The 18,641-nt window shown below is 51.9% G+C and carries 16 protein-coding genes and 2 tRNA genes; 15 read left to right on the top strand and 3 right to left on the bottom strand.

Going from position 1 to position 18,641, the window contains the following annotated elements; all coding sequences use genetic code 11:
- The first annotated feature begins 13 nt into the window (after window positions 1-13).
- Genes I2H39_RS18850 through pdxA form a run of 3 tightly spaced genes read left to right on the top strand, consistent with a single transcriptional unit; the run spans window position 14 to window position 3,142 of the window.
- Entirely contained in the window at window positions 14-1,156 is a 1,143-nt protein-coding gene (locus I2H39_RS18850; protein ID WP_195627284.1) for a glycerate kinase, read from the top strand.
- A 2-nt stretch (window positions 1,157-1,158) separates the two neighbouring features.
- The gene (locus I2H39_RS18845; RefSeq protein WP_138309692.1) at window positions 1,159-2,109 is read left to right on the top strand and encodes a 2-keto-3-deoxygluconate permease; all 951 of its coding nucleotides are present in this window, start codon (window positions 1,159-1,161) and stop codon (window positions 2,107-2,109) included.
- Window positions 2,102-3,142: a 4-hydroxythreonine-4-phosphate dehydrogenase PdxA gene (pdxA, locus tag I2H39_RS18840; protein ID WP_330640739.1), complete on the top strand. Its 1,041-nt coding sequence runs from the start codon at window positions 2,102-2,104 to the stop codon at window positions 3,140-3,142. The genes I2H39_RS18845 and pdxA overlap by 8 nt, the downstream gene beginning before the upstream one ends.
- A gap of 111 nt (window positions 3,143-3,253) precedes the next feature.
- Here pdxA and I2H39_RS18835 read toward each other — a convergent pair whose 3' ends face one another.
- Genes I2H39_RS18835 through alr form a run of 3 tightly spaced genes read right to left on the bottom strand, consistent with a single transcriptional unit; the run spans window position 3,254 to window position 6,425 of the window.
- Window positions 3,254-4,048 (bottom strand): M55 family metallopeptidase, encoded by a 795-nt coding sequence (locus tag I2H39_RS18835; RefSeq protein WP_138309691.1) that lies wholly within the window; start codon window positions 4,046-4,048, stop codon window positions 3,254-3,256.
- A 30-nt stretch (window positions 4,049-4,078) separates the two neighbouring features.
- The gene (locus I2H39_RS18830; protein WP_195627283.1) at window positions 4,079-5,269 is read right to left on the bottom strand and encodes a M20 family metallopeptidase; all 1,191 of its coding nucleotides are present in this window, start codon (window positions 5,267-5,269) and stop codon (window positions 4,079-4,081) included.
- 4 nt (window positions 5,270-5,273) lie between these two features.
- Complete coding sequence (alr, locus tag I2H39_RS18825; RefSeq protein ID WP_227146449.1) at window positions 5,274-6,425, bottom strand: alanine racemase; 1,152 nt, start codon at window positions 6,423-6,425, stop codon at window positions 5,274-5,276.
- Window positions 6,426-6,723: 298 nt separating this feature from the next.
- On the opposite strand from alr, the gene I2H39_RS18820 reads away from it, so the two are divergent.
- From I2H39_RS18820 to I2H39_RS18765, 12 genes are all read left to right on the top strand, one after another.
- Entirely contained in the window at window positions 6,724-7,650 is a 927-nt protein-coding gene (locus I2H39_RS18820; protein ID WP_195627282.1) for an ABC transporter permease, read from the top strand.
- Between the two features lie 9 nt (window positions 7,651-7,659).
- On the top strand, window positions 7,660-8,604 hold the full coding sequence (locus tag I2H39_RS18815; RefSeq protein WP_138309688.1) for an ABC transporter permease: 945 nt from the start codon (window positions 7,660-7,662) through the stop codon (window positions 8,602-8,604).
- Between the two features lie 13 nt (window positions 8,605-8,617).
- Window positions 8,618-9,613 (top strand): ABC transporter ATP-binding protein, encoded by a 996-nt coding sequence (locus tag I2H39_RS18810; RefSeq protein WP_347708594.1) that lies wholly within the window; start codon window positions 8,618-8,620, stop codon window positions 9,611-9,613.
- A complete protein-coding gene (locus I2H39_RS18805) occupies window positions 9,613-10,602 on the top strand; it encodes an oligopeptide/dipeptide ABC transporter ATP-binding protein (RefSeq protein ID WP_138309723.1) in 990 nt (329 codons plus the stop codon). The genes I2H39_RS18810 and I2H39_RS18805 overlap by 1 nt, the downstream gene beginning before the upstream one ends.
- Before the next feature lie 97 nt (window positions 10,603-10,699).
- Window positions 10,700-12,382: a peptide ABC transporter substrate-binding protein gene (locus I2H39_RS18800; protein ID WP_195627280.1), complete on the top strand. Its 1,683-nt coding sequence runs from the start codon at window positions 10,700-10,702 to the stop codon at window positions 12,380-12,382.
- Between the two features lie 124 nt (window positions 12,383-12,506).
- Complete coding sequence (locus I2H39_RS18795; RefSeq protein ID WP_138309685.1) at window positions 12,507-13,442, top strand: LD-carboxypeptidase; 936 nt, start codon at window positions 12,507-12,509, stop codon at window positions 13,440-13,442.
- A gap of 191 nt (window positions 13,443-13,633) precedes the next feature.
- A tRNA-Arg gene (locus tag I2H39_RS18790) sits at window positions 13,634-13,707 on the top strand.
- A gap of 37 nt (window positions 13,708-13,744) precedes the next feature.
- Window positions 13,745-13,818 (top strand) — tRNA-His (locus tag I2H39_RS18785).
- Between the two features lie 259 nt (window positions 13,819-14,077).
- Complete coding sequence (locus tag I2H39_RS18780; protein WP_138309684.1) at window positions 14,078-15,088, top strand: LacI family DNA-binding transcriptional regulator; 1,011 nt, start codon at window positions 14,078-14,080, stop codon at window positions 15,086-15,088.
- Between the two features lie 232 nt (window positions 15,089-15,320).
- Window positions 15,321-15,935, top strand: coding sequence for a flavodoxin family protein (locus I2H39_RS18775; protein WP_195627279.1), 615 nt, complete (start codon window positions 15,321-15,323; stop codon window positions 15,933-15,935).
- 267 nt (window positions 15,936-16,202) lie between these two features.
- Window positions 16,203-17,534, top strand: coding sequence for a solute carrier family 23 protein (locus I2H39_RS18770; protein WP_138309682.1), 1,332 nt, complete (start codon window positions 16,203-16,205; stop codon window positions 17,532-17,534).
- A 107-nt stretch (window positions 17,535-17,641) separates the two neighbouring features.
- Window positions 17,642-18,640: a lipoate--protein ligase gene (locus tag I2H39_RS18765; RefSeq protein WP_195627278.1), complete on the top strand. Its 999-nt coding sequence runs from the start codon at window positions 17,642-17,644 to the stop codon at window positions 18,638-18,640.
- Window position 18,641: the final 1 nt, after the last annotated feature.

Genomic DNA, 18,641 nt, shown 5'->3' with positions numbered 1-18,641 from the left:
GGGGGATATGGCATTGAAGTTCATTTTAATACCTGATTCGTTTAAGGGAACCTTAAGCTCCGGCCAGATATGCGGAGTGATGGAAGAAACAATAAAGAAGCATTTTCCCGGCAGCCGGACTGTCTCCATACCGGTGGCAGACGGGGGAGAGGGCTCTGTGGACGCCTTTATCTCGGCTGTGGGCGGTGATAAGGAGTATGTCACGGTTAAGAATCCCTACTTTGAGGACATGCGGTCCTATTACGGACTGATAGACAAAGGACAGACAGCTGTTATCGAGATGGCGTCCTGCGCCGGTCTTCCCCTGGTGGAGGACAGGAAGGACCCAAGGCTCACCACCACCTATGGGGTGGGGCAGCTGATTCTTGCCGCGGCAGGCAGGGGCGTTAAGAAAATCATAGTGGGCCTGGGCGGGTCGTCCACCAATGACGGAGGCTGCGGCGCTGCGGCCGCTGCCGGGATTAAGTTCTATGACAGGGACGGCCGGGAGTTTATACCCACAGGCGGCACCACGGCTCAAATTGACAGAATCGACCTGTCCGGAAGGAACAGCCTTCTGGAGCAGGTGGAAATCGTAACCATGTGCGATATTGATAATCCCATGTACGGACCAACGGGGGCTTCCTATATCTTCGGACCCCAAAAGGGCGCGGATGAGGCCATGGTCCTTCAGCTGGACCAGGGAATCAGGAATCTGAGCAGGGTCATAGCCCTGGCAACCGGGACAGACATAAGCCAGGTGCCGGGAACCGGGGCAGCAGGAGCCATGGGAGCGGGCATGATTGCATTCTTTGGTTCCAGGCTTCAGATGGGCATCCAGACCGTGCTGGATACGGTGCGGTTCGATGAAATCATAGGTGATGCGGATTATATCCTGACAGGCGAGGGAAAGCTGGATTCCCAGAGCCTCCGGGGCAAGGTAGTGATTGGAATCGCGGAGCGGGCCAAAAAGCAGGGCAGGTCCGTGATTGCAGTAGTAGGCGGTGCGGATGACGGTGAGATTGGAAAGGCTTATGATATGGGCGTGACAGCAGTGTTCCCCATCAACCGGCTTCCCCAGGATTTTTCCGTCAGCAGGCACCGCAGCCAGGAGAACCTGGCTTATACGGTAGATAATATTATCAGGCTTATAAAAGCCGGACAGGGGGAACGTTAAGTATGAAGATTTTACAGGCAGTTAAGAAGATTCCGGGAGGATTGATGGTGGTGCCGCTGCTTTTGGGAGCAATTGTCAACACCTTTTTCGGAAATGTATTGTGGAGCGCGTTTGACGGCACCTTTACAACCTATTTATGGAAATCAGGAGCCATGCCCATTCTGGCTGTGTTCATTTTCTGTAATGCCACCACCATTAATTTTAAGAAGGCCGGCGTCACCATATACAAGGGCGTGGTCATCACCGGAGTGAAGGTTGGAATCGGCATTATCATCGGGCTGATTTGCGGCTCCCTGTTTGGGGAGAAGGGATTTCTGGGACTGTCCACCCTGGCTATTGTGGGCGCTCTGGCCAACTCCAACGGCGGACTGTATGCGGCCCTGGCCGGAGAGTACGGAGATGCAACCGATGTAGGCGCTGTATCCATTCTTTCCATCAATGACGGCCCGTTTTTTACCATGGTTGCCCTGGGGGCTGCCGGCGTTGCCAAGATACCGATGTCCATTCTGGTCGGCTGTATTGTCCCGGTTATCGTGGGATGCATCCTGGGCAATCTGGACGAAGACATCCGCAAGTTCTGCGAGCCTGGCGCCACCATGCTGATTCCTTTTTTTGCATTCCCTCTGGGAGCAGGACTGAACATCATGAACCTGTTAAAGGCAGGAGGCCCCGGTATCCTTCTGGGCGTTGCCTGCACCCTGATTACTGGCCTGGGCGGCTATCTGGTTTATAAGCTGCTGCGCATGGAGCATCCGGAAGTGGGCGGAGCCATTGGAACCACAGCCGGCAACGCGGCGGCAACGCCTGCTTCGGTGGCAGCAGTGGACGCCACTCTGATAGCGGTAGCGGAAGCCGCCACTGCGCAGATTACCGCTGCCATTATCGTGACAGCTATCCTTTGTCCGATTTTTGTTTCGTATTTACATAAAGTAGAGGTGCGTAAGCGTGGATGACAGAAAAATAATAGGTATTACCATGGGAGACCCGGCCAGCATCGGTCCTGAGATTACGGTAAAGGCCCTGGCCGACAAAGCCGTATATGATGAGTGCAGGCCCATTGTTGTGGGAGATGCCTGCGTCCTTAAAGCTGCTCTTAAAATTGTGGGACATGAGGAGCTGACGGTCCGCGCCGTAAAGGATGTGAAGGACGCTGTCTTTACCCACGGGACCATAGACGTGCTGGACATGGAACTGGTTTCCATGGATGGACTGGTGCGGGGACAGGTATCCGCCATGTGCGGGGACGCCGCGTTCCGGTATGTGGAGAAGGTAATTGAACTTGCCATGGACGGACAGGTGGATGCAACTGTCACCAACGCCTTCAATAAGGAGGCGGTAAACCTGGCAGGGCACCACTATTCCGGCCACACGGAAATTTATGCGGATTTGACCGGAACCAGGAATTACACCATGATGCTGGCCCATGAGAACATGAGGGTGGTCCATGTGTCCACCCATGTGTCCCTGCGGGAGGCCTGCGACCGGGTTAAGAAGCAGCGTGTGCTGGATGTAATACGGATTGGTGACAGGGCATGCAGGGAAATGGGCATTGAGAACCCCAGGATTGCAGTTGCAGGGCTGAATCCCCACAGCGGTGAGCACGGTCTGTTCGGCCAGGAGGAAATCCAGGAAATCATTCCTGCCATTGAGGCTGCCAGGGCGGAGGGTATCCAGGCGGATGGCCCTGTGCCTCCTGATACTGTTTTCTCCAAGGCCAGAGGCGGCTGGTATGACATTGTGGTGGCCATGTACCATGACCAGGGCCATATCCCCCTTAAGGTGGTGGGCTTTGTCTATGACCAGGCCAAACAGGCCTGGGATGCGGTGGCCGGTGTCAATATCACCCTGGGACTTCCCATTATCCGCGTGTCTGTGGACCACGGAACAGCCTTTGACCAGGCAGGGACCGGAACAGCCAGCGAGCTGAGCCTTAAGAATTCCCTTGAGTATGCTGTTATGTTTGCAAAGAACCGGAAGCCGGCTTAGCGGGAGATATGAAATCATCATTCTGAAATTATCATAACAAAAAAACGGGCTATCCTCTGTCAGCCATAGAGGACAGCCCGTTATCACGTTCCGGCCGTCAGCCGTACCTGGTTACAGCACAAACATCCTGGCTGTCATCAATTCATTGATGGAGTGGGCCGTATAGGAAACCGTAAAATCATCGTTCATAACCATTCCGGGATAATAGGAAGCCCTCAGTGCCTGGAAATGGTCCTTGAAGTTGATTTCCATGGTAATGGTTTCCGGCACCTCCATATGGCAGGCATCCTTTGACAGAAGGGCATTCTTTGCGCCCTCCTCAATCAGTTCCCGGGCCATCTCAGGCGACAGGTTGACGGTGGCTGCGCCCATGCCTTCCTTTACCGCCACAGCCGTGATGCATGGGTCGTATTCGTGGACATGGCTGCAAAGGTTCCTGTCGCCGCTGATGAATACAGAGGGAACGCCCAGGGAAGCTCCCACATAGGCGTGCATGAGGAACTCAGAAGCAAGCCTTCCGTTGAATTTAATGTAATTGGTCTTGCGGTTCATGGTATGGGCCAGCGGGCTTCCGCTGGTGCCGGCCGGAGAGTGGTATCCCACAAACATGAGGGCGTCAAAGCTTTCGTCCAGGCCGCAGACCATGGAATCCGGGGAGTATTTCCAGCCCAGGATGATTTTGGCCTCCTTGGGAAGAAGGGAGATATCCATGTTCCTGCCGGAGTCATGGGCATCTTTAATATAGATTTCCGTTGCGCCGGCTGCCAGGGCGCCTCTGCATGCCGCGGCTGCCTCCAGTGTCATTTCCCTGGCTAAGGGGCCGTGTTCCAAATCACCTAAATTGGTTGAGTTCCAGGAAGTGGAGCCGGCCACCCCCTCAAAGTCCACACTGATATAAACCTTCATAAATGTCTTTCCTCCTGTATCGTGGTTTTTCTAAACAATATTCCGTTTTAAAAGTTTTAAAGCCAGGCTGGCCTGCAGTTCCACGCCAAGCTTAAGACAGGTTTCGTCAATATCAAAATCCTGGCTGTGAAGGGGGGCTGTAATCCCCTTTTCCCGGCTGGCGCATCCCAGATGATAGAAAACTCCCTTTGCCTTTTCCAGGAAAAATGAGAAGTCTTCCACCCCCAGACTGGGGAATTTTTTTTGGTGGATGTGCTGGCTGCCCAGAAGCTCTGCGGCTGTCTCCGCCAGCACATCCACGATTTCGTCTGAGTTTATAAGGGCCGCATATCCGGGGACAATGACAACCTCCCCGCTGCCCCCCATGGCCTGGCAGGTACAGCTTACCTGCCGGGTCATGGCATCAATGATTTTCTGTCTTACGGACGGGTCGGTGGTGCGCAGGGTGCCTGTCATCTCCACCTCGCCTGCCACGATGTTGCCGGCAGTACCGCCGTGTATGGTCCCCAGGGTGAGGACGGCGTTGTCCAGAGGGGATATGCTGCGGCTTATCAGGGTCTGGAGGCTGTTTATGACGGCTCCGGCCATGACAATGGCATCCACTCCCGTATCGGGATAGGCGCCGTGGCAGCTTTTTCCATGGACCTTTATGTGAATCTCGTCCGAGGAAGCGTTTAAGTCGCCGTAGCGGATTTCAATCTCGCCTGTCTCATGGGTGGGCATCACATGGAGCCCGGTGACGTAATCCACGCGGGGGTGCTCCATGCAGCCCGCCTCCACCATGGGAAGGGCGCCTCCCGTGGTTTCCTCCGCTGGCTGGAAAAGGAACTTCACCCAGCCGGACCATTGGTCCCTGGATTCCATCAATATGCGGGCCGTACCCAGGGCAATGGCCACATGGGCGTCGTGGCCGCAGGCATGCATGCGGCCGGGATTCAGGGAGCAGTAGGGGCGGGAGGAATCCTCTGTCAGAGGCAGGGCGTCCATGTCGGCGCGAAGGGCAACCGTATTTCCCGCACCTGGTTTTTGCCCCTGAATCACGGCCACGATTCCCGTACCGGCCACAGGAAATTCATAGGAAATGCCCCACTTATCCAGAAGGCCGCAGATATAGGCGCTGGTCCAGTGCTCCTCAAGGCCCGGTTCGGGATGCTGGTGCAGTTCCCTGCGAATCTGCACCAGCTCCGGGTATAATTCTTCTGTCCGTTGTTTTATATTCATGGCGTCATCCTTTCCGGGAGATAGTTTGCGGGGTAAAACCGTTTCCGCCCACATAGACCCTTGGGGGCCGTCTGGTGAGACGGGCAACGATTTCATTTTTATTGGTGCCGGCCAGGCGGCTGACCGCATCTATGTCCAGGGTGTTCCCTGTGCCGTCTCCGTATATGATGACCTCATCCCCTATCTGAGCCTCAGGCACGCCGGTCAGGTCAATCATGCACTGGTCCATGCATATGACGCCAATCACCGGCACCTGTTTACCTCTGAGGGTAACCACGGCCCTGCCCCGCAGGTTCCGGGGATAGCCGTCGGCATACCCAAAGGGCAGGGCTGCCACCCGGGTGTCCTGAGGCGCTGTCCACAGGTAATCATAGCTCACGCCTTCGCCCTTTGATACAGGGGTGATGTGGCTGATACGGGTCTTAAAGGTCAGGGCCTGGCGGATGTCCAGCTGCCCCTTGTGGAACCCCTTTAACCCGTACACAATGGCACCGGCCCGTATCATGTCCAGCCTGTATTCAGGAAAATCAACGGCAGCAATGCTGTCGGCAATGTGCTTACAGGGAAAATGGCATCCATCCTGCTCCAGGGCATTGACGGCATCCATGAAGCGCCGGAACTGGACCTGGTTGGACTCGTCGTCCTTCAGGGCCAGATGGGAGTAGATGCCCTCCGGTTTCAGCCAGGGCATGGAACAGATTTGGCGAATCTCCTCCAGGCTTTCCTTGCCGCGGGGGAATCCGATGCGGTGGAAGCCGGTGTCATATTTGATATGTATGACGGCCTGCCGTCCCCTTTCGGCCGCCAGATTGTTAAGGAGCCTGGCCTGGGCCAGGGTGTCGATGGTCTGGATGATGCCGTATTCCAGCACACAGGGCAGCAGCCGGTCCGGCGTTAGCCCCATGATTAATACAGGGTAGCCGGGATATGCTTGTTTCAGCTCCACTGCCTCGGACAGGGTGGCCACTGCCAGCAGGCTGGCTCCGTTTTCCATGATGGCGGGAGCAATGCCCAGGGCGCCGTGGCCGTAGCCGTCCGCCTTCACCACTGCCGCCACCTGGGTGGAGGGGCCTGCCATGGCCTTAATCTGTCTTACATTGTACGCAATGCGGTCCAGGTCCACCTCCACCACGGTATCTCTCATTATCTCATTCATAACAGGGATTTCCATGTGATTCATACCTTCTTTCCGTCTTGCGGCCGGCGGCAGAGGTGAAAATTCCCTTTATTCACAGAGCCCGGCGGCCGCAAGTTTAATTATAGGTATTTCTGCCATAAAATGCAATGTGAAACTGAGTCCTTTTTATTGACTTTTAACTTGCCAATGGGTATAATTTTTAATTAAGTATGTCAGGCGAAGGCGCAGTGAACTTACTGCTCTTTAAGTCGCCTTTTTTTTATACAAGGGCGGTTCGGCCCGGATTCAGTTTATCTAAGACAAAGGTGGTATGGCAATGGCAAAATACATAATCAAGCGGTTGGTAGCAGGTGTGTTATCTCTTTTTATTCTTATTACCATTACATTCTTTCTGATGCATGTCATTCCGGGAGGTCCTTTCAGTCCGTCTGAGCAAAGGAATGTGCCGGAAAAAATCCTGGAGCAGATTTCCGAAAAGTATGGTCTCAACGACCCGCTTCCGGCCCAGTATGTCAGGTATCTCGGCAACCTTCTCCACGGCGACATGGGAACTTCCTTTAAAAAACAGGATACCACGGTCAATGAGCTCATTGCCAACGGCTTTCCGGTATCGGCAAAGGTGGGGGCGCTGGGAATCGCAGTGGCCCTTGCGGCGGGAATCCCGTTGGGAATTGTGGCTGCCGTAAAGCGGGGGAAGCTGGCGGACGGGGCCTCCATGGTGCTGGCCACCATCGGCGTTTCGGTGCCCAGTTTTGTACTCTGCGTGCTGATGATGTATGTGTTCTGCGAGAAGTGGAAGATATTTCCCTCCTACGGCCTGACCTCATGGAAACATTATGTGCTGCCGGTGTTCTGCATGGCCTTTTCCCAGGTGGCCTATATCACCCGTCTCATGCGCTCCAGCATGCTGGAAACCATGCGCCAGGATTACATAAGGACAGAGCGTTCCAAGGGAGTGCCGGAATGGGAGGTCATCAGCAGGTATGCCCTTAAGAATTCCATTCTTCCGGTGGTGACCTATGTGGGCCCGCTGGTGGCCACGCTGCTCACAGGTACCTTTATCATTGAGAAGCTGTTCAGTATCCCGGGACTGGGACGCTATTTCATATCCGCCATCACGGACAGGGATTATTCCGTCACACTGGGACTCACCGTGTTTTTAGGCGTGATGATTATTGGCTGCAATCTGATTGTTGACATCATGTACGCAGTGATTGACCCAAGAGTAAAGATTACGGAGTAGGTGAAGAGGATGGAAGAGAGAGTTGAATTTACCATGTCGGATGTGATTCCGGAGGAACTTCTGGCCGGACTTACGGACGCAGAGCGGGAGATGGAATCCATAAACCGGCCCAGTATCTCCTACTGGAAAAACTGCTGGATACGGCTTAAAAAGGATAAGCTGGCCATGCTGGGCATAGCCATTGTGGTTATCATGACATTGGCTGCCATATTTGTCCCCATGTTTTCTCCTTATACATATGACCAGACTGATTTTGGAAACGCCCTCCAGTGGCCTGGCAGAGCCCATTTGTTCGGAACAGACAAGATGGGACGCGATATTTTCGTCAGGACCATGTACGGGGCCCGGATTAGCCTGTCCATTGGTTTTGCGGCGGCAGCCATCAATATGGTCATCGGCGTGCTCTACGGAGGCATATCAGGCTATGTGGGAGGAACCACGGATATCGTCATGATGCGAGTGGTGGATATACTCACCGGCATTCCCAGCCTGATTTATATGATTTTAATTATGATGTTTCTGGGGAATACCATCCAGAGCATCCTGATTGCCATGTGCCTCACCTACTGGATTACCACGGCCAGAATGGTCCGGGCCCAGATACTGACGCTGAGGGAGCAGGATTTTGCCCTGGCGGCAAAGGTCTGCGGACTGAGCAAATGGCAGATTCTGATACATCATCTCATACCCAACAGCATGGGCTCCATTATTGTGACGGTCACGTTCCTGATTCCGTCGGCCATATTCCAGGAGGCGTTTTTAAGCTTTCTGGGCATCGGCATCCAGGTGCCGAAGGCCAGCTGGGGAACCCTGGCCAATGATGCCATAGAATATCTGTTTTCATATCCGTACCAGATGCTGTTTCCGGCGCTGGCAATCAGCATTACCATATTTGCCCTGAACTTTATCGGTGACGGGCTGAGGGATGCTCTGGACCCAAGACTTAAGAAATAGGTGGATGAACATGATGGAAGATACAATTTTAGAGGTGGAGAACCTGCGCACCAGTTTTGCAACCGACGCAGGCCTTGTGCAGTCCGTAAGGGGCATCACCTTCCGTGTGGGGAAGGGAGAGAGCCTTGGAATCGTGGGGGAATCCGGCTGCGGCAAAAGTGTTACCATGCTGTCAATCATGGGGCTTTTGGAGGACAATGCCCTACGCCGGGCAGATGCCCTGCTCTTTGACGGCCAGGACCTGCTTAAGAAATCTCCAAAGGAAATGAGGAAGATTCAGGGAAACCGGATTGGTATGATATTCCAGGACCCCATGACCAGTTTAAATCCCCTGTTCACGGTGGGGGAGCAGCTCCGGGGTCCCCTGATGCGGCATCAGAAGCTTTCCAGAAGGGAAGCAGACGGAAAAGCCCTGGCCATGCTGGAAGCTGTGGGGCTTCCCAGTCCGGAGCGCAGGCTGAAACAGTATCCGCATGAGCTTTCCGGCGGTATGCGCCAGAGGGTGATGATAGCCATTGCCATGTGCTGCAGGCCCCGGCTGCTCATAGCAGACGAGCCCACCACGGCGCTGGATGTGACCATACAGGCCCAGATTCTGGAGCTGATGGCCCATATGAAGAATGAGTTTAACACCTCCGTCATATTGATTACACATGACCTGGGCGTTATATCCAGCCTGTGTACCAGGGTTATTGTCATGTACGGTGGATTAATCATGGAGGAAGGGGATATTGAGGATATCTTCTACCGGACCGGCCATCCCTACACAGCAGGGCTTCTGGCCTCCATACCCAAGAGGACAAAGGAAAAGCTGGTGCCAATCTTCGGCACGCCGCCCGACCTTTTAAACCCGCCGAAGGGATGTCCTTTTGCAGCCAGATGTTCCCATGCCATGAAGCTCTGCGCAGCCCACCAGCCGCCCTTTTACCACCTGGGAAATGGACATGTCAGCGCCTGCTGGCTTCACAATGAATCGGTGAAAGCCCGGATGGGGGAGGTGAAGCTGTGATGGCTCAATGTACGGATACAAATAACTGTATTGAAGTAAATGATTTGAAGATGCATTTTAAACTGAAAAGCGGTCTTTTTTCCAAGCCAAAGGTGTTAAAGGCAGTGGACGGCGTATCCTTTTCCATTGAAAAGGGCCGCACCATGGGACTGGTGGGGGAATCCGGCTGCGGCAAGACAACGGTTGGCCGTACCATCCTTAAACTGTACCAGGCAACGCAAGGGCGGATTCTGTACCAGGGAACGGACATCACCGGACTGAACGACAGCCAGATGGCTCCCTACAGGAAGAAGATGCAGATGATATTCCAGGACCCCTATACATCCCTGGACCCGAGAAAGAACATAGGGGATATCATTGCCGAGCCGATATGGGCCATGAAGCTCCACACGGGAAAGGATAAGAATGACAGGGTCAGGGAGCTGATTGAGATGGTTGGACTTAAACCGGACCATATTAACCGGTATCCCCATGAGTTCTCAGGAGGACAGAGACAGAGAATCGGAATAGCCAGGGCATTGGCTGCGGAGCCGGAGTTTATTGTCTGCGATGAACCCATATCAGCCCTGGATGTATCCATCCAGGCCCAGGTCATCAATATTCTGGAGGAATTGCAGGATAAGTTCCATTTCACCTATCTGTTCATCTCCCATGACCTGTCCATGGTGCGCCACATCTCGTCGGAGGTGGGGGTTATGTACCTGGGCAGCCTGATTGAGTACGCCCAGGTGGATGAGCTGTATGACAACATGCTTCATCCTTACACCCAGTCCCTGATTTCCGCAGTGCCTGTGGCAGACCCGAAGCTGGCCAGGGGGAACCAGAGAATTATCCTGGAAGGGGATGTGCCCTCTCCCATTAATCCGGCTCCCGGCTGTCCCTTCAGAAGCAGGTGCCGCTATGCAAAGGATATATGCGGCCAGGTAAAGCCGGAGTTAAAAGCTGTCAATGATAAACATAAGGTGGCCTGCCATCTTTTTGATTCGTAATAGAAGATTACGGAAGCGGGAAAACGTACCAGAGACATGTATTGCACGTAAGCGGCCATGAGACGGTTGCTTGGTGCCCAAGACAAGGAGGAGCAAAATGAGAAAAAAACTGAAAGTGTTATTGAGCCTTGTAATGGCTGCTTCCATGCTGGCAGGATGCGGCGGACAGAGTTCTGAGAAAACGGCTGAGAGCGGGGCGGTGGGGCAGACAACCCAGGCATCGGGCGGGAAGGAAGAGGGCGCCCAAAGCGGGGGTGCAAAGGTCATGACCTACGCCATGCAGAAGGAGCCTGAGACACTGGACCCAACCATGAACAACTATGCCACCTCGTCCATTGTGCTTCAAAACCTGTTCACCGGGCTGATGCAGATTGGACCGGACGGCGGCCTGATTAACGGCTGCGCTGAGACCTACAGCATGAGCGAGGACGGCCTGGAATATACGTTTACCCTGAGGGACGGCTTAAAATGGTCGGATGGTTCCCCTCTGACGGCAGGGGACTTTGAGTATGCCTGGAAACGCACCCTGGCGCAGGATACAGCCTCTCCCGGCGCATGGTACCTGTTCTATCTGAAGAACGGCGAAGCATATAATGAGGGAAAGGCATCTGCCGATGATGTGGGCGTAAAGGCGGAGGATGACAAGACCCTGAAGGTCACGCTGGAGAACCCCACCGCTTATTTCATTGACCTTACGGCTGTTACCGCCTATTTCCCGGTGAAGAAGGATGCGGTGGAAGGCCCTGAAGCCTGGACCAAGTCGGCGGATACCTATGTGAGCAACGGAGCGTTCCGCCTGAAGGAAATCAATCCCCAGGCCAGCTATGTGCTGGAGAAGAATCCGGAATACGTTGACGCGGATTCAGTGAAGCTGGACGGCGTGAATATTGTGTTTATTGAGTCCGCAGAAGCAGCCCTGTCCGCCTACAATGCAGGGGAGGTGGATGTGGTGGACAATACCATCATCCAGACCCAGGCCCAGTCACAGTACGGCGGAAGCGACGAGCTTAAGTCCTATGACCTCATAGGAACCTGCTATTATGATTTTAACTGTGAGAAAGATTATCTGTCAGATGCACGGGTGAGAAAGGCATTATCCATGTCCCTTAACAGGGATGTCATCAACCAGTCCATCGTTGCGTCCAGGCCGGAATCATCCTATGCCTTTGTGCCTCACGGCATTCCCTATGAGGGCTCCGGCGATGATTACCGCACCACGGTGGGCAGCCTGTTCACAGAGGACGTGGAGGCTGCAAAGGCGCTGATGGAAGAAGCCGGCTTTCCGGGCGGAGAGGGCTATCCCACCCTGACCCTGATTACCCAGAACGACCAGGAGAAAAAGGATGTGGCCCAGGCCATGCAGGCTATGTGGAAGGAAAATCTGGGAGTGAATGTGGAGATTGTTACCTTTGAGCCCAAGGTATACTGGGATGAGCAGACAGCCGGTAATTTTGATATCTGCTATGACGGCTGGACCGGAGATTATCCTGACCCCAGCACCAATCTGGACTGCTTCCTTCTTCAGAGAAATGAAACCCAGTGCCGTTGGCTGAATGATGAAGCCAAGGAATACGACGCCATGATGAAAGAGGCCAGGAGCCTGACGGACAATAAGAAGCGCATGGAGCTGTTTGAGACAGGTGAAAAGCTTCTGATGGAGGAAATGCCTATCCTGCCTCTGTACTACCGCAATGCCCAGCTTTTAGTGAAGCCGGGATGCCAGGGCGTTATCAAGACCTATATCGGTCATACGATATTTAAATATGCTGACAGACAGTAAGCGTGGTAATTAAGCCAGGCCATGGTTATGAAGCAAAGCAGAGGTGCCCACGCCGGGTAATGGGGCGTGGGCAGCTTTTTGGCTGAATGAGGCTGAATATGAATGAAAGGACGGATTGGGACAGATGGTATTTCCGGAGAGATTGAGGGAAGGGGACACGGTAGGTCTGGTGTCCCCTGCATTTCCTGTAAAGGAGGATGAGAGGGATGGCTGCGTAAAGCTGCTGGAGGACATGGGATACCGGGTTAAACTGGGCGCATGTCTTGAGAACATGTATAATTTCCATAATTATCTGGCAGGGGATGCCAGGGCACGGGCAGAGGACCTGAACCGCATGTTTGGGGATACACAGGTCAAGGCGGTTTTCTGCGTGCGGGGAGGCTATGGAAGTTCCCAAATCATGAAGTACCTGGATTTTGAGCTGGTGAAACAGAATCCCAAAATATTTGTGGGGTACAGCGACATAACAAACCTTCATTCCGGATTCCAGATGTTTGGGAATCTGGTTACCTTCCATGGGCCGATGGTGTGCTCCAACATGCTGAAGGATTTTGACGCCTACACCCGGTCTGGGCTGTATGCCGCCCTCAATATGGAGGATGAACTGGAGTTTTGGAATCCGCCGGGGGAGGAGGGCTTTAAGGCCATTCGCGGCGGTGTGGCGGAGGGTGTTCTGGCAGGCGGAAACATATCCGTACTGGCCAGGGCCTGCGGCACCTTTTACCAGCTGGATACCAGGGATAAGATTCTGTTTCTGGAGGATGTGGAGGAAGGAATCGCGTCCCTTGACATGTATATCACCCAGATGGAATACGCCGGTCTGTTTGAGCATGCGGCAGGCATTCTTCTCGGCGATTTCACGGATTGTACCAATGACCGGTACGACGGGACCTATGAAACAGAGGAATTTCTTCATGACCGGTTCGGAGGGTTTGATATGCCTGTGATGTACCATATCAGGTCCGGCCATGATAAGCCCATGGGAACCCTGCCCTTTGGCACCATATGCCGTATGGATGGTGACAATATGCGGATTCGCTTCCGCCGGCAGCCACAGTAGTTTCCGCGGTTTAATATGGCGTTGGAGCAGCCTTTTTCAGGCTCCGGAGTCCGGGCTTTGAAAAAGGCTGCAAAAAAGGACAAGAAATTTAAAAAAAGTGCTTGCAATCTCCAGAAACATATGATAAACTATAGCTCGTTGACAGCAGTTGGCATGAAAGTGCAGAGTCACATCAAGCTGTCCGAAGTTGTGAGTCTGTAGCTCAGTTGGATAGAGCAACGGCCTTCTAAGCCGTGGGTCGGGGGTTCGAATCCCTTCAGGCTCATTGAGCGCAAGCTCTGATGTTTCATAACTTAATTATGGTGGGTATGGCGAAGTTGGTTATCGCGCCAGATTGTGGCTCTGGAGGCCGAGGGTTCGAATCCCTCTACTCACCCTTTCCCCTTTCCGGATATGGAGAGGGGATTTTTTTGCACTTATTTGGAAATATTTAACAAAAATCCTGATTTCCATCCGTCTGATAAAAATTCTGTATTTCCGCCTAAAATCCCTTGCCCGGAAGGTTCACCGCACATACAAAACAGAAACAAAAGTAAAAATTGCACAAAAATATCTTTATACGGATTAAGTTATCTGTTTTACGGTTTTATATAGTATAATACTGTGTAGCAGATATAGGAGAAGGAGGTTATATTTTGAATATCAGACAAATTGCATACCTGGCAGGGGTTTCGGTTGCAACGGTTTCCAGATGTATCAATCAGCCGGAAAAGGTATCGGAAGAAACACGCAATCACATCATTGGAGTTATGAAGAGGGTGGATTATATACCCAACCCTTCTGCCAAAAGCCTGTCAACCGGCTATACAAAGACAATCTTATGCGTCATTCCAACCCTTTGCAATGAATTTTTCAACCAGCTGGTGGAGGGAAGCCAGGCTGTATTAAGGGAGGCGGATTATAAGGTCCTTGTATTTTCAACGGACAGCATCGAGGATTTCTGGCAGAGGGTGGACCAGAGAAGTGTTGACGGAATGATTATATCCGGCTCTGGTTTTATTAACAGCGAGGAGCTGCGCATGGCCAAGATTCAGGTGCCCTATGTGCTGATTGAGAATATGGAACAGTCGGAAGCACCGGGGGATGTGACATACGTGTACAGCGATGACTACAAAGGCGTCCAGCTGGCACTGGACTATCTGTACCGGGAGGGAAACCGTATATTCGGGGTCATCAGCACCTCTGATACATATCTGGTGACAGAGAGGCGCCGAAAGGCAGTATATGATTTTTTCACGGAGAAAAAGGACTGCCGTCTGCATATGGTTAAGGCCCATTACGCGGATTTGCAGGATGCCCATGACGCATGCGGCCGTTTGATGCGGCTTGAGGAGAAACCCACAGCCATATTTGCGTTTAACGACATGATGGCCATTGCGGCCATGAGGTATCTGGCGCTCCATGGCATCCGTGTGCCTGAAGATGTGGAGATAATGGGTTTTGACGATAACCCGGTGGCCAGCTTTGTGATACCGTCCCTGTCAACCGTGGTAGCGCCCAATTATCAGCTGGGGGAAAGTGCGGCCAGGCTGCTGCTGGAAAAGCTGGGAGGCAATACGGAGAATAAAAGCGTGCTGTTTCCGGTGGAATTAAAGCTGAGGGAAACCACCATAAATAATGTAAAAAATGATAGAGATAAGCGATAGATAACACCCGTGATATAGAAGGTCTGATGTAACCAGTTTCATCCGGAAACTGGTTTGGATTCGTTGACAATCTGTTTTTTTTTGATATAATTAAGAAAAACGTATAATAAATAACAAAAACACAGGATAAAATTGTGTATATTGCACAAGAGATAATTGCGCGATAAAAAGGATACATGTAAAAATAGAGTATGAAAAAAATCAGTGTTCTGACCTGAAGGGAGTAGGCGGCATGGTAAAAATAATCGGAATATGTGGAAGCCCAAGAAGGAAATCGTCCTATGCTGCATTGCAGGAAGCGCTGGAGGGGGCGCGGGAAACAGGGGACGTGGAAGTGGAGCTCATAGAGCTGAGGGCAAGAAAGCTGAACTTCTGCATCCACTGCAACAAATGCCTGAAAGAGGACGCGGTCCGGTGTACTGTCTATGAGGACGATATGACTCCCCTCTATGAAAAAGTCTATCAGGCTGACGGGATGATTATAGCATCCCCGGTATATGAGATGAATATTACGGCACAGCTGGCGGCCTTTTTCAACCGGTTCCGGCCGACCTGGAATATCATAAAAAAGAATCCCGCATTTTTCAACCGCAAGGTGGGCGCTGCAATTGCAGTGGGCGGAACAAGAAACGGAGGACAGGAAGCGGCACTGAATGCAATCCTTGGATTTTACCATACACAGGGAATGGTTGTCTGCAACGGGGGAGCGGGAACTTACGCAGGTGCCAGTCTCTGGAATCCGGGTGACGGGTCAGGGGTAATGGATGACCCGGAAGGCTTAAAAAGAGCCAGGGCCCTTGGTGCGAAGATGGCTGAATTGACAAAGCAGCTCAACCCGGATAATTAGGGCCTGGCGGAAAGCAATTTTCAGACACACTCTGAGCTGGCTAGGATTCAAACTACCGGTTTCCATAAAGGACACAGTCCCAAATGTTCATTTGCCCTTGCGTTTGTCTTTTTCAAATGAGCGGACAAGGTACATTATGGAAACCCTGCCAATACCTGACCAAGTATGGCGCCAATTCGTCGGGTAAAGTTTTGAATATAAAAAATAAAAAGGAGAACTTCATACATTAGGCAGAAATGGCGGGAGTATCAGAAACAGGAGTTAGTTATGAGAATGATGAGTTATGGTATTGAAGACAAACCCCGATTGGCAGTTGCATTTCCATTGGCATTCCAGCATGTATTATCAGCATTTACAGGACAGATTGCAGTAGGTATGCTGCTTGCCATGGGATTTGGACTCAGTGTCAAGGAAACTGCTTTATTAATTCAATGTGCGTTATTTATCACCGGTGTTGCTACTATTATCCAGTCCTTTGGAATCGGTAAGCATATTGGAGCCAGACTCCCCATTGTATCAGGAGGAAGCTTTACACTGATAACACCAATGGTGGTGGCGGCCAATAATCCGAATATCGGAATCGGCGGCGCATTTGGGGCGGCCCTGGTTGGAAGCGGTGTGCTGTTTATTCTTGGTCCCATTGCAATCAAGTACTTACATAAGTATTTCAGCCCTACCGTAACAGGGGCAGTGGTTCTGACCGTAGGCGTCTGTATCGGCGCAACGGCATTCGGCAACTTTAATGTGGAAAGCGAAAACGCGATGATTGAACTGGCAATTGCCGTAATGGTCATTGTGGTGATTGTTCTCTTAAACTTTTTCGGAAGAGGCTTAATTAAACAATGTTGTATATTAATCGGTATGGTTATCGGATACATTGTTGCGGCAGCCCTCGGCATGGTGGATTTCTCAAGCATCGGAGAGGCTTCCTGGTTTTCCATGGTTAAACCCTTTGCATGGGGCGTGAAATTCAATGTGGGGGCAATCCTGACAATCTGTGCGGTCCACATCGGCACGCTGATGGAAATGGTGGGAGATACCACGGGACTGGTTACTGCGGTATCCAACCGTCTTCCGTCATCTGAGGAATTATCCAGGACCATCCGCGGAGGCGGCATCACAGGCATGTTCGCATCGGTCTTTAACGGTGCTCCGGTTATTACGGGAAGCGCTAATGTGGGTATTGTGGCAATGACCGGCGTTGGAAGCCGTTTTGTCACCGGCTTAGGAGGAATCATCTTCCTTGCATTTGCAGTATTTCCAAAACTGGCACAGTTACTGGCGCTCATTCCAAACTGCGTTATGGCAGGGGCTGTCCTTGTCATGTGCGGCCAGATATCAGCATCCGGGCTGCGCGTTATCAGCATGAGTGATTTCACGGAGAGAAATACAACCATATTGGCCATTGCGCTGGCCATTGGTATCGGCGGCAATTTCGGAGTGGCTAATCTGGCATTTTTACCGGCAACCGTTACAACTATTTTTACCGGCATTCCCGGAACGGCTCTGGTTGCCCTTATCTTAAACATTATTCTTCCCAAGACAACGGAGGATGAGGTTCCTGAAATGAAGCTTGAGGAGGAAGTGCCGGCTGTGTAGGAAACAGAAAAGAGCATATTTATTAATTTGAGAGGATATCCACATGGAGCGCCTTGCACCATGTGGATATTTTTGGGAAAAATAGCTGGAAATGAGAGGACCTTACTATGATATACGTGGAAACTAACAGCATTATCGGTTCGGAAAATCTGGCATATGAAGAATTTTTCTTAAAAAAAGAAGATATCAGGGAGCCGGTACTCATGCTGTGGAGGAACCGTCCCACCATTGTTGTGGGTGCATTTCAAAACACCCACGAAGAGATATGCGGGGAATTTGTAAAATCCCATGGAATCGATGTGGTGAGGAGAACCAGCGGCGGCGGCGCTGTGTACCACGATTTGGGAAACTTATGTTTCAGCTTTATTATGGAACATGGGGACTTTACAAACACAGACTACTCCATTTTCCTGAAGCCCGTCGTAAAAGCGCTGCAGGGCATGGGAATCCGGGCAGGGATAAACGGAAGGAATGATTTGGTTCTGGGAGACGCCAAGATATCCGGAAGCGCGGTGAGAATCTATAAGAACCGGGTACTGTTTCACGGAACTCTGTTATTCAGCTCGGATTTGGAAGTATTGAGCAGGGCGCTGCGGGTAAAGCAGGATAAGCTGGTGTCAAAGGGAATCAAGTCAGTGCGGTCAAGAGTTACCACAATTGCGGAACATCTTCCTTATGACATGGAGGTTCTGGAATTCAGGGAAAGACTGCTGGATGCCCTTTTTGAAGGAACGGAGAGAAAGGAATATGCATTGTCCCGGGAAGAGCACATGGAGATAATGAGCCTGGCCCATGACAAATACCAATCATTTCTCTGGACCTACGGCAAAAATCCGCCGGCAGATTTTATATACAGCAAACGGTTTGCAGGAGGCGGCATCACGGTAAGGGCATCTTTAAAGAATGCACGGATAGAGCAGATTCGGTTTGAGGGTGACTTTCTGGGATGTATGGAAATGAAAGATATAGAACAGCTGCTGACAGGTGTGGCTTATGAAAGGGATGCTGTCAGCCGTGTTCTTGAAGATTTAGATATAAGACCCTATTTTGGAACCATAACAAAAGAAGAAGTGGCCGGCTGCATTATGGGAGAAGACAGAATATAAA

The sequence above is a fragment of the Clostridium sp. 1001283B150225_161107_B6 genome, from assembly GCF_015556325.1.
Taxonomy (GTDB): Bacteria; Bacillota; Clostridia; order Lachnospirales; family Lachnospiraceae; genus Enterocloster.
This window is presented reverse-complemented; position numbering and strand designations above follow the sequence as displayed.

Bases quoted from the DNA above. Each gene is read 5' to 3' on its own strand.
- I2H39_RS18845 (WP_138309692.1), top strand. From the start codon at position 1,159: ATGAAGATTTTACAGGCAGTTAAGAAGATTCCGGGAGGATTGATGGTG.
- I2H39_RS18835 (WP_138309691.1), bottom strand. From the start codon at position 4,048: ATGAAGGTTTATATCAGTGTGGACTTTGAGGGGGTGGCCGGCTCCACT.
- I2H39_RS18830 (WP_195627283.1), bottom strand. From the start codon at position 5,269: ATGAATATAAAACAACGGACAGAAGAATTATACCCGGAGCTGGTGCAG.
- alr (WP_227146449.1), bottom strand. From the start codon at position 6,425: ATGAATGAGATAATGAGAGATACCGTGGTGGAGGTGGACCTGGACCGC.
- I2H39_RS18820 (WP_195627282.1), top strand. From the start codon at position 6,724: ATGGCAAAATACATAATCAAGCGGTTGGTAGCAGGTGTGTTATCTCTT.
- I2H39_RS18815 (WP_138309688.1), top strand. From the start codon at position 7,660: ATGGAAGAGAGAGTTGAATTTACCATGTCGGATGTGATTCCGGAGGAA.
- I2H39_RS18810 (WP_347708594.1), top strand. From the start codon at position 8,618: ATGGAAGATACAATTTTAGAGGTGGAGAACCTGCGCACCAGTTTTGCA.
- I2H39_RS18805 (WP_138309723.1), top strand. From the start codon at position 9,613: ATGGCTCAATGTACGGATACAAATAACTGTATTGAAGTAAATGATTTG.
- I2H39_RS18800 (WP_195627280.1), top strand. From the start codon at position 10,700: ATGAGAAAAAAACTGAAAGTGTTATTGAGCCTTGTAATGGCTGCTTCC.
- I2H39_RS18795 (WP_138309685.1), top strand. From the start codon at position 12,507: ATGGTATTTCCGGAGAGATTGAGGGAAGGGGACACGGTAGGTCTGGTG.
- I2H39_RS18775 (WP_195627279.1), top strand. From the start codon at position 15,321: ATGGTAAAAATAATCGGAATATGTGGAAGCCCAAGAAGGAAATCGTCC.
- I2H39_RS18770 (WP_138309682.1), top strand. From the start codon at position 16,203: ATGAGAATGATGAGTTATGGTATTGAAGACAAACCCCGATTGGCAGTT.
- I2H39_RS18765 (WP_195627278.1), top strand. From the start codon at position 17,642: ATGATATACGTGGAAACTAACAGCATTATCGGTTCGGAAAATCTGGCA.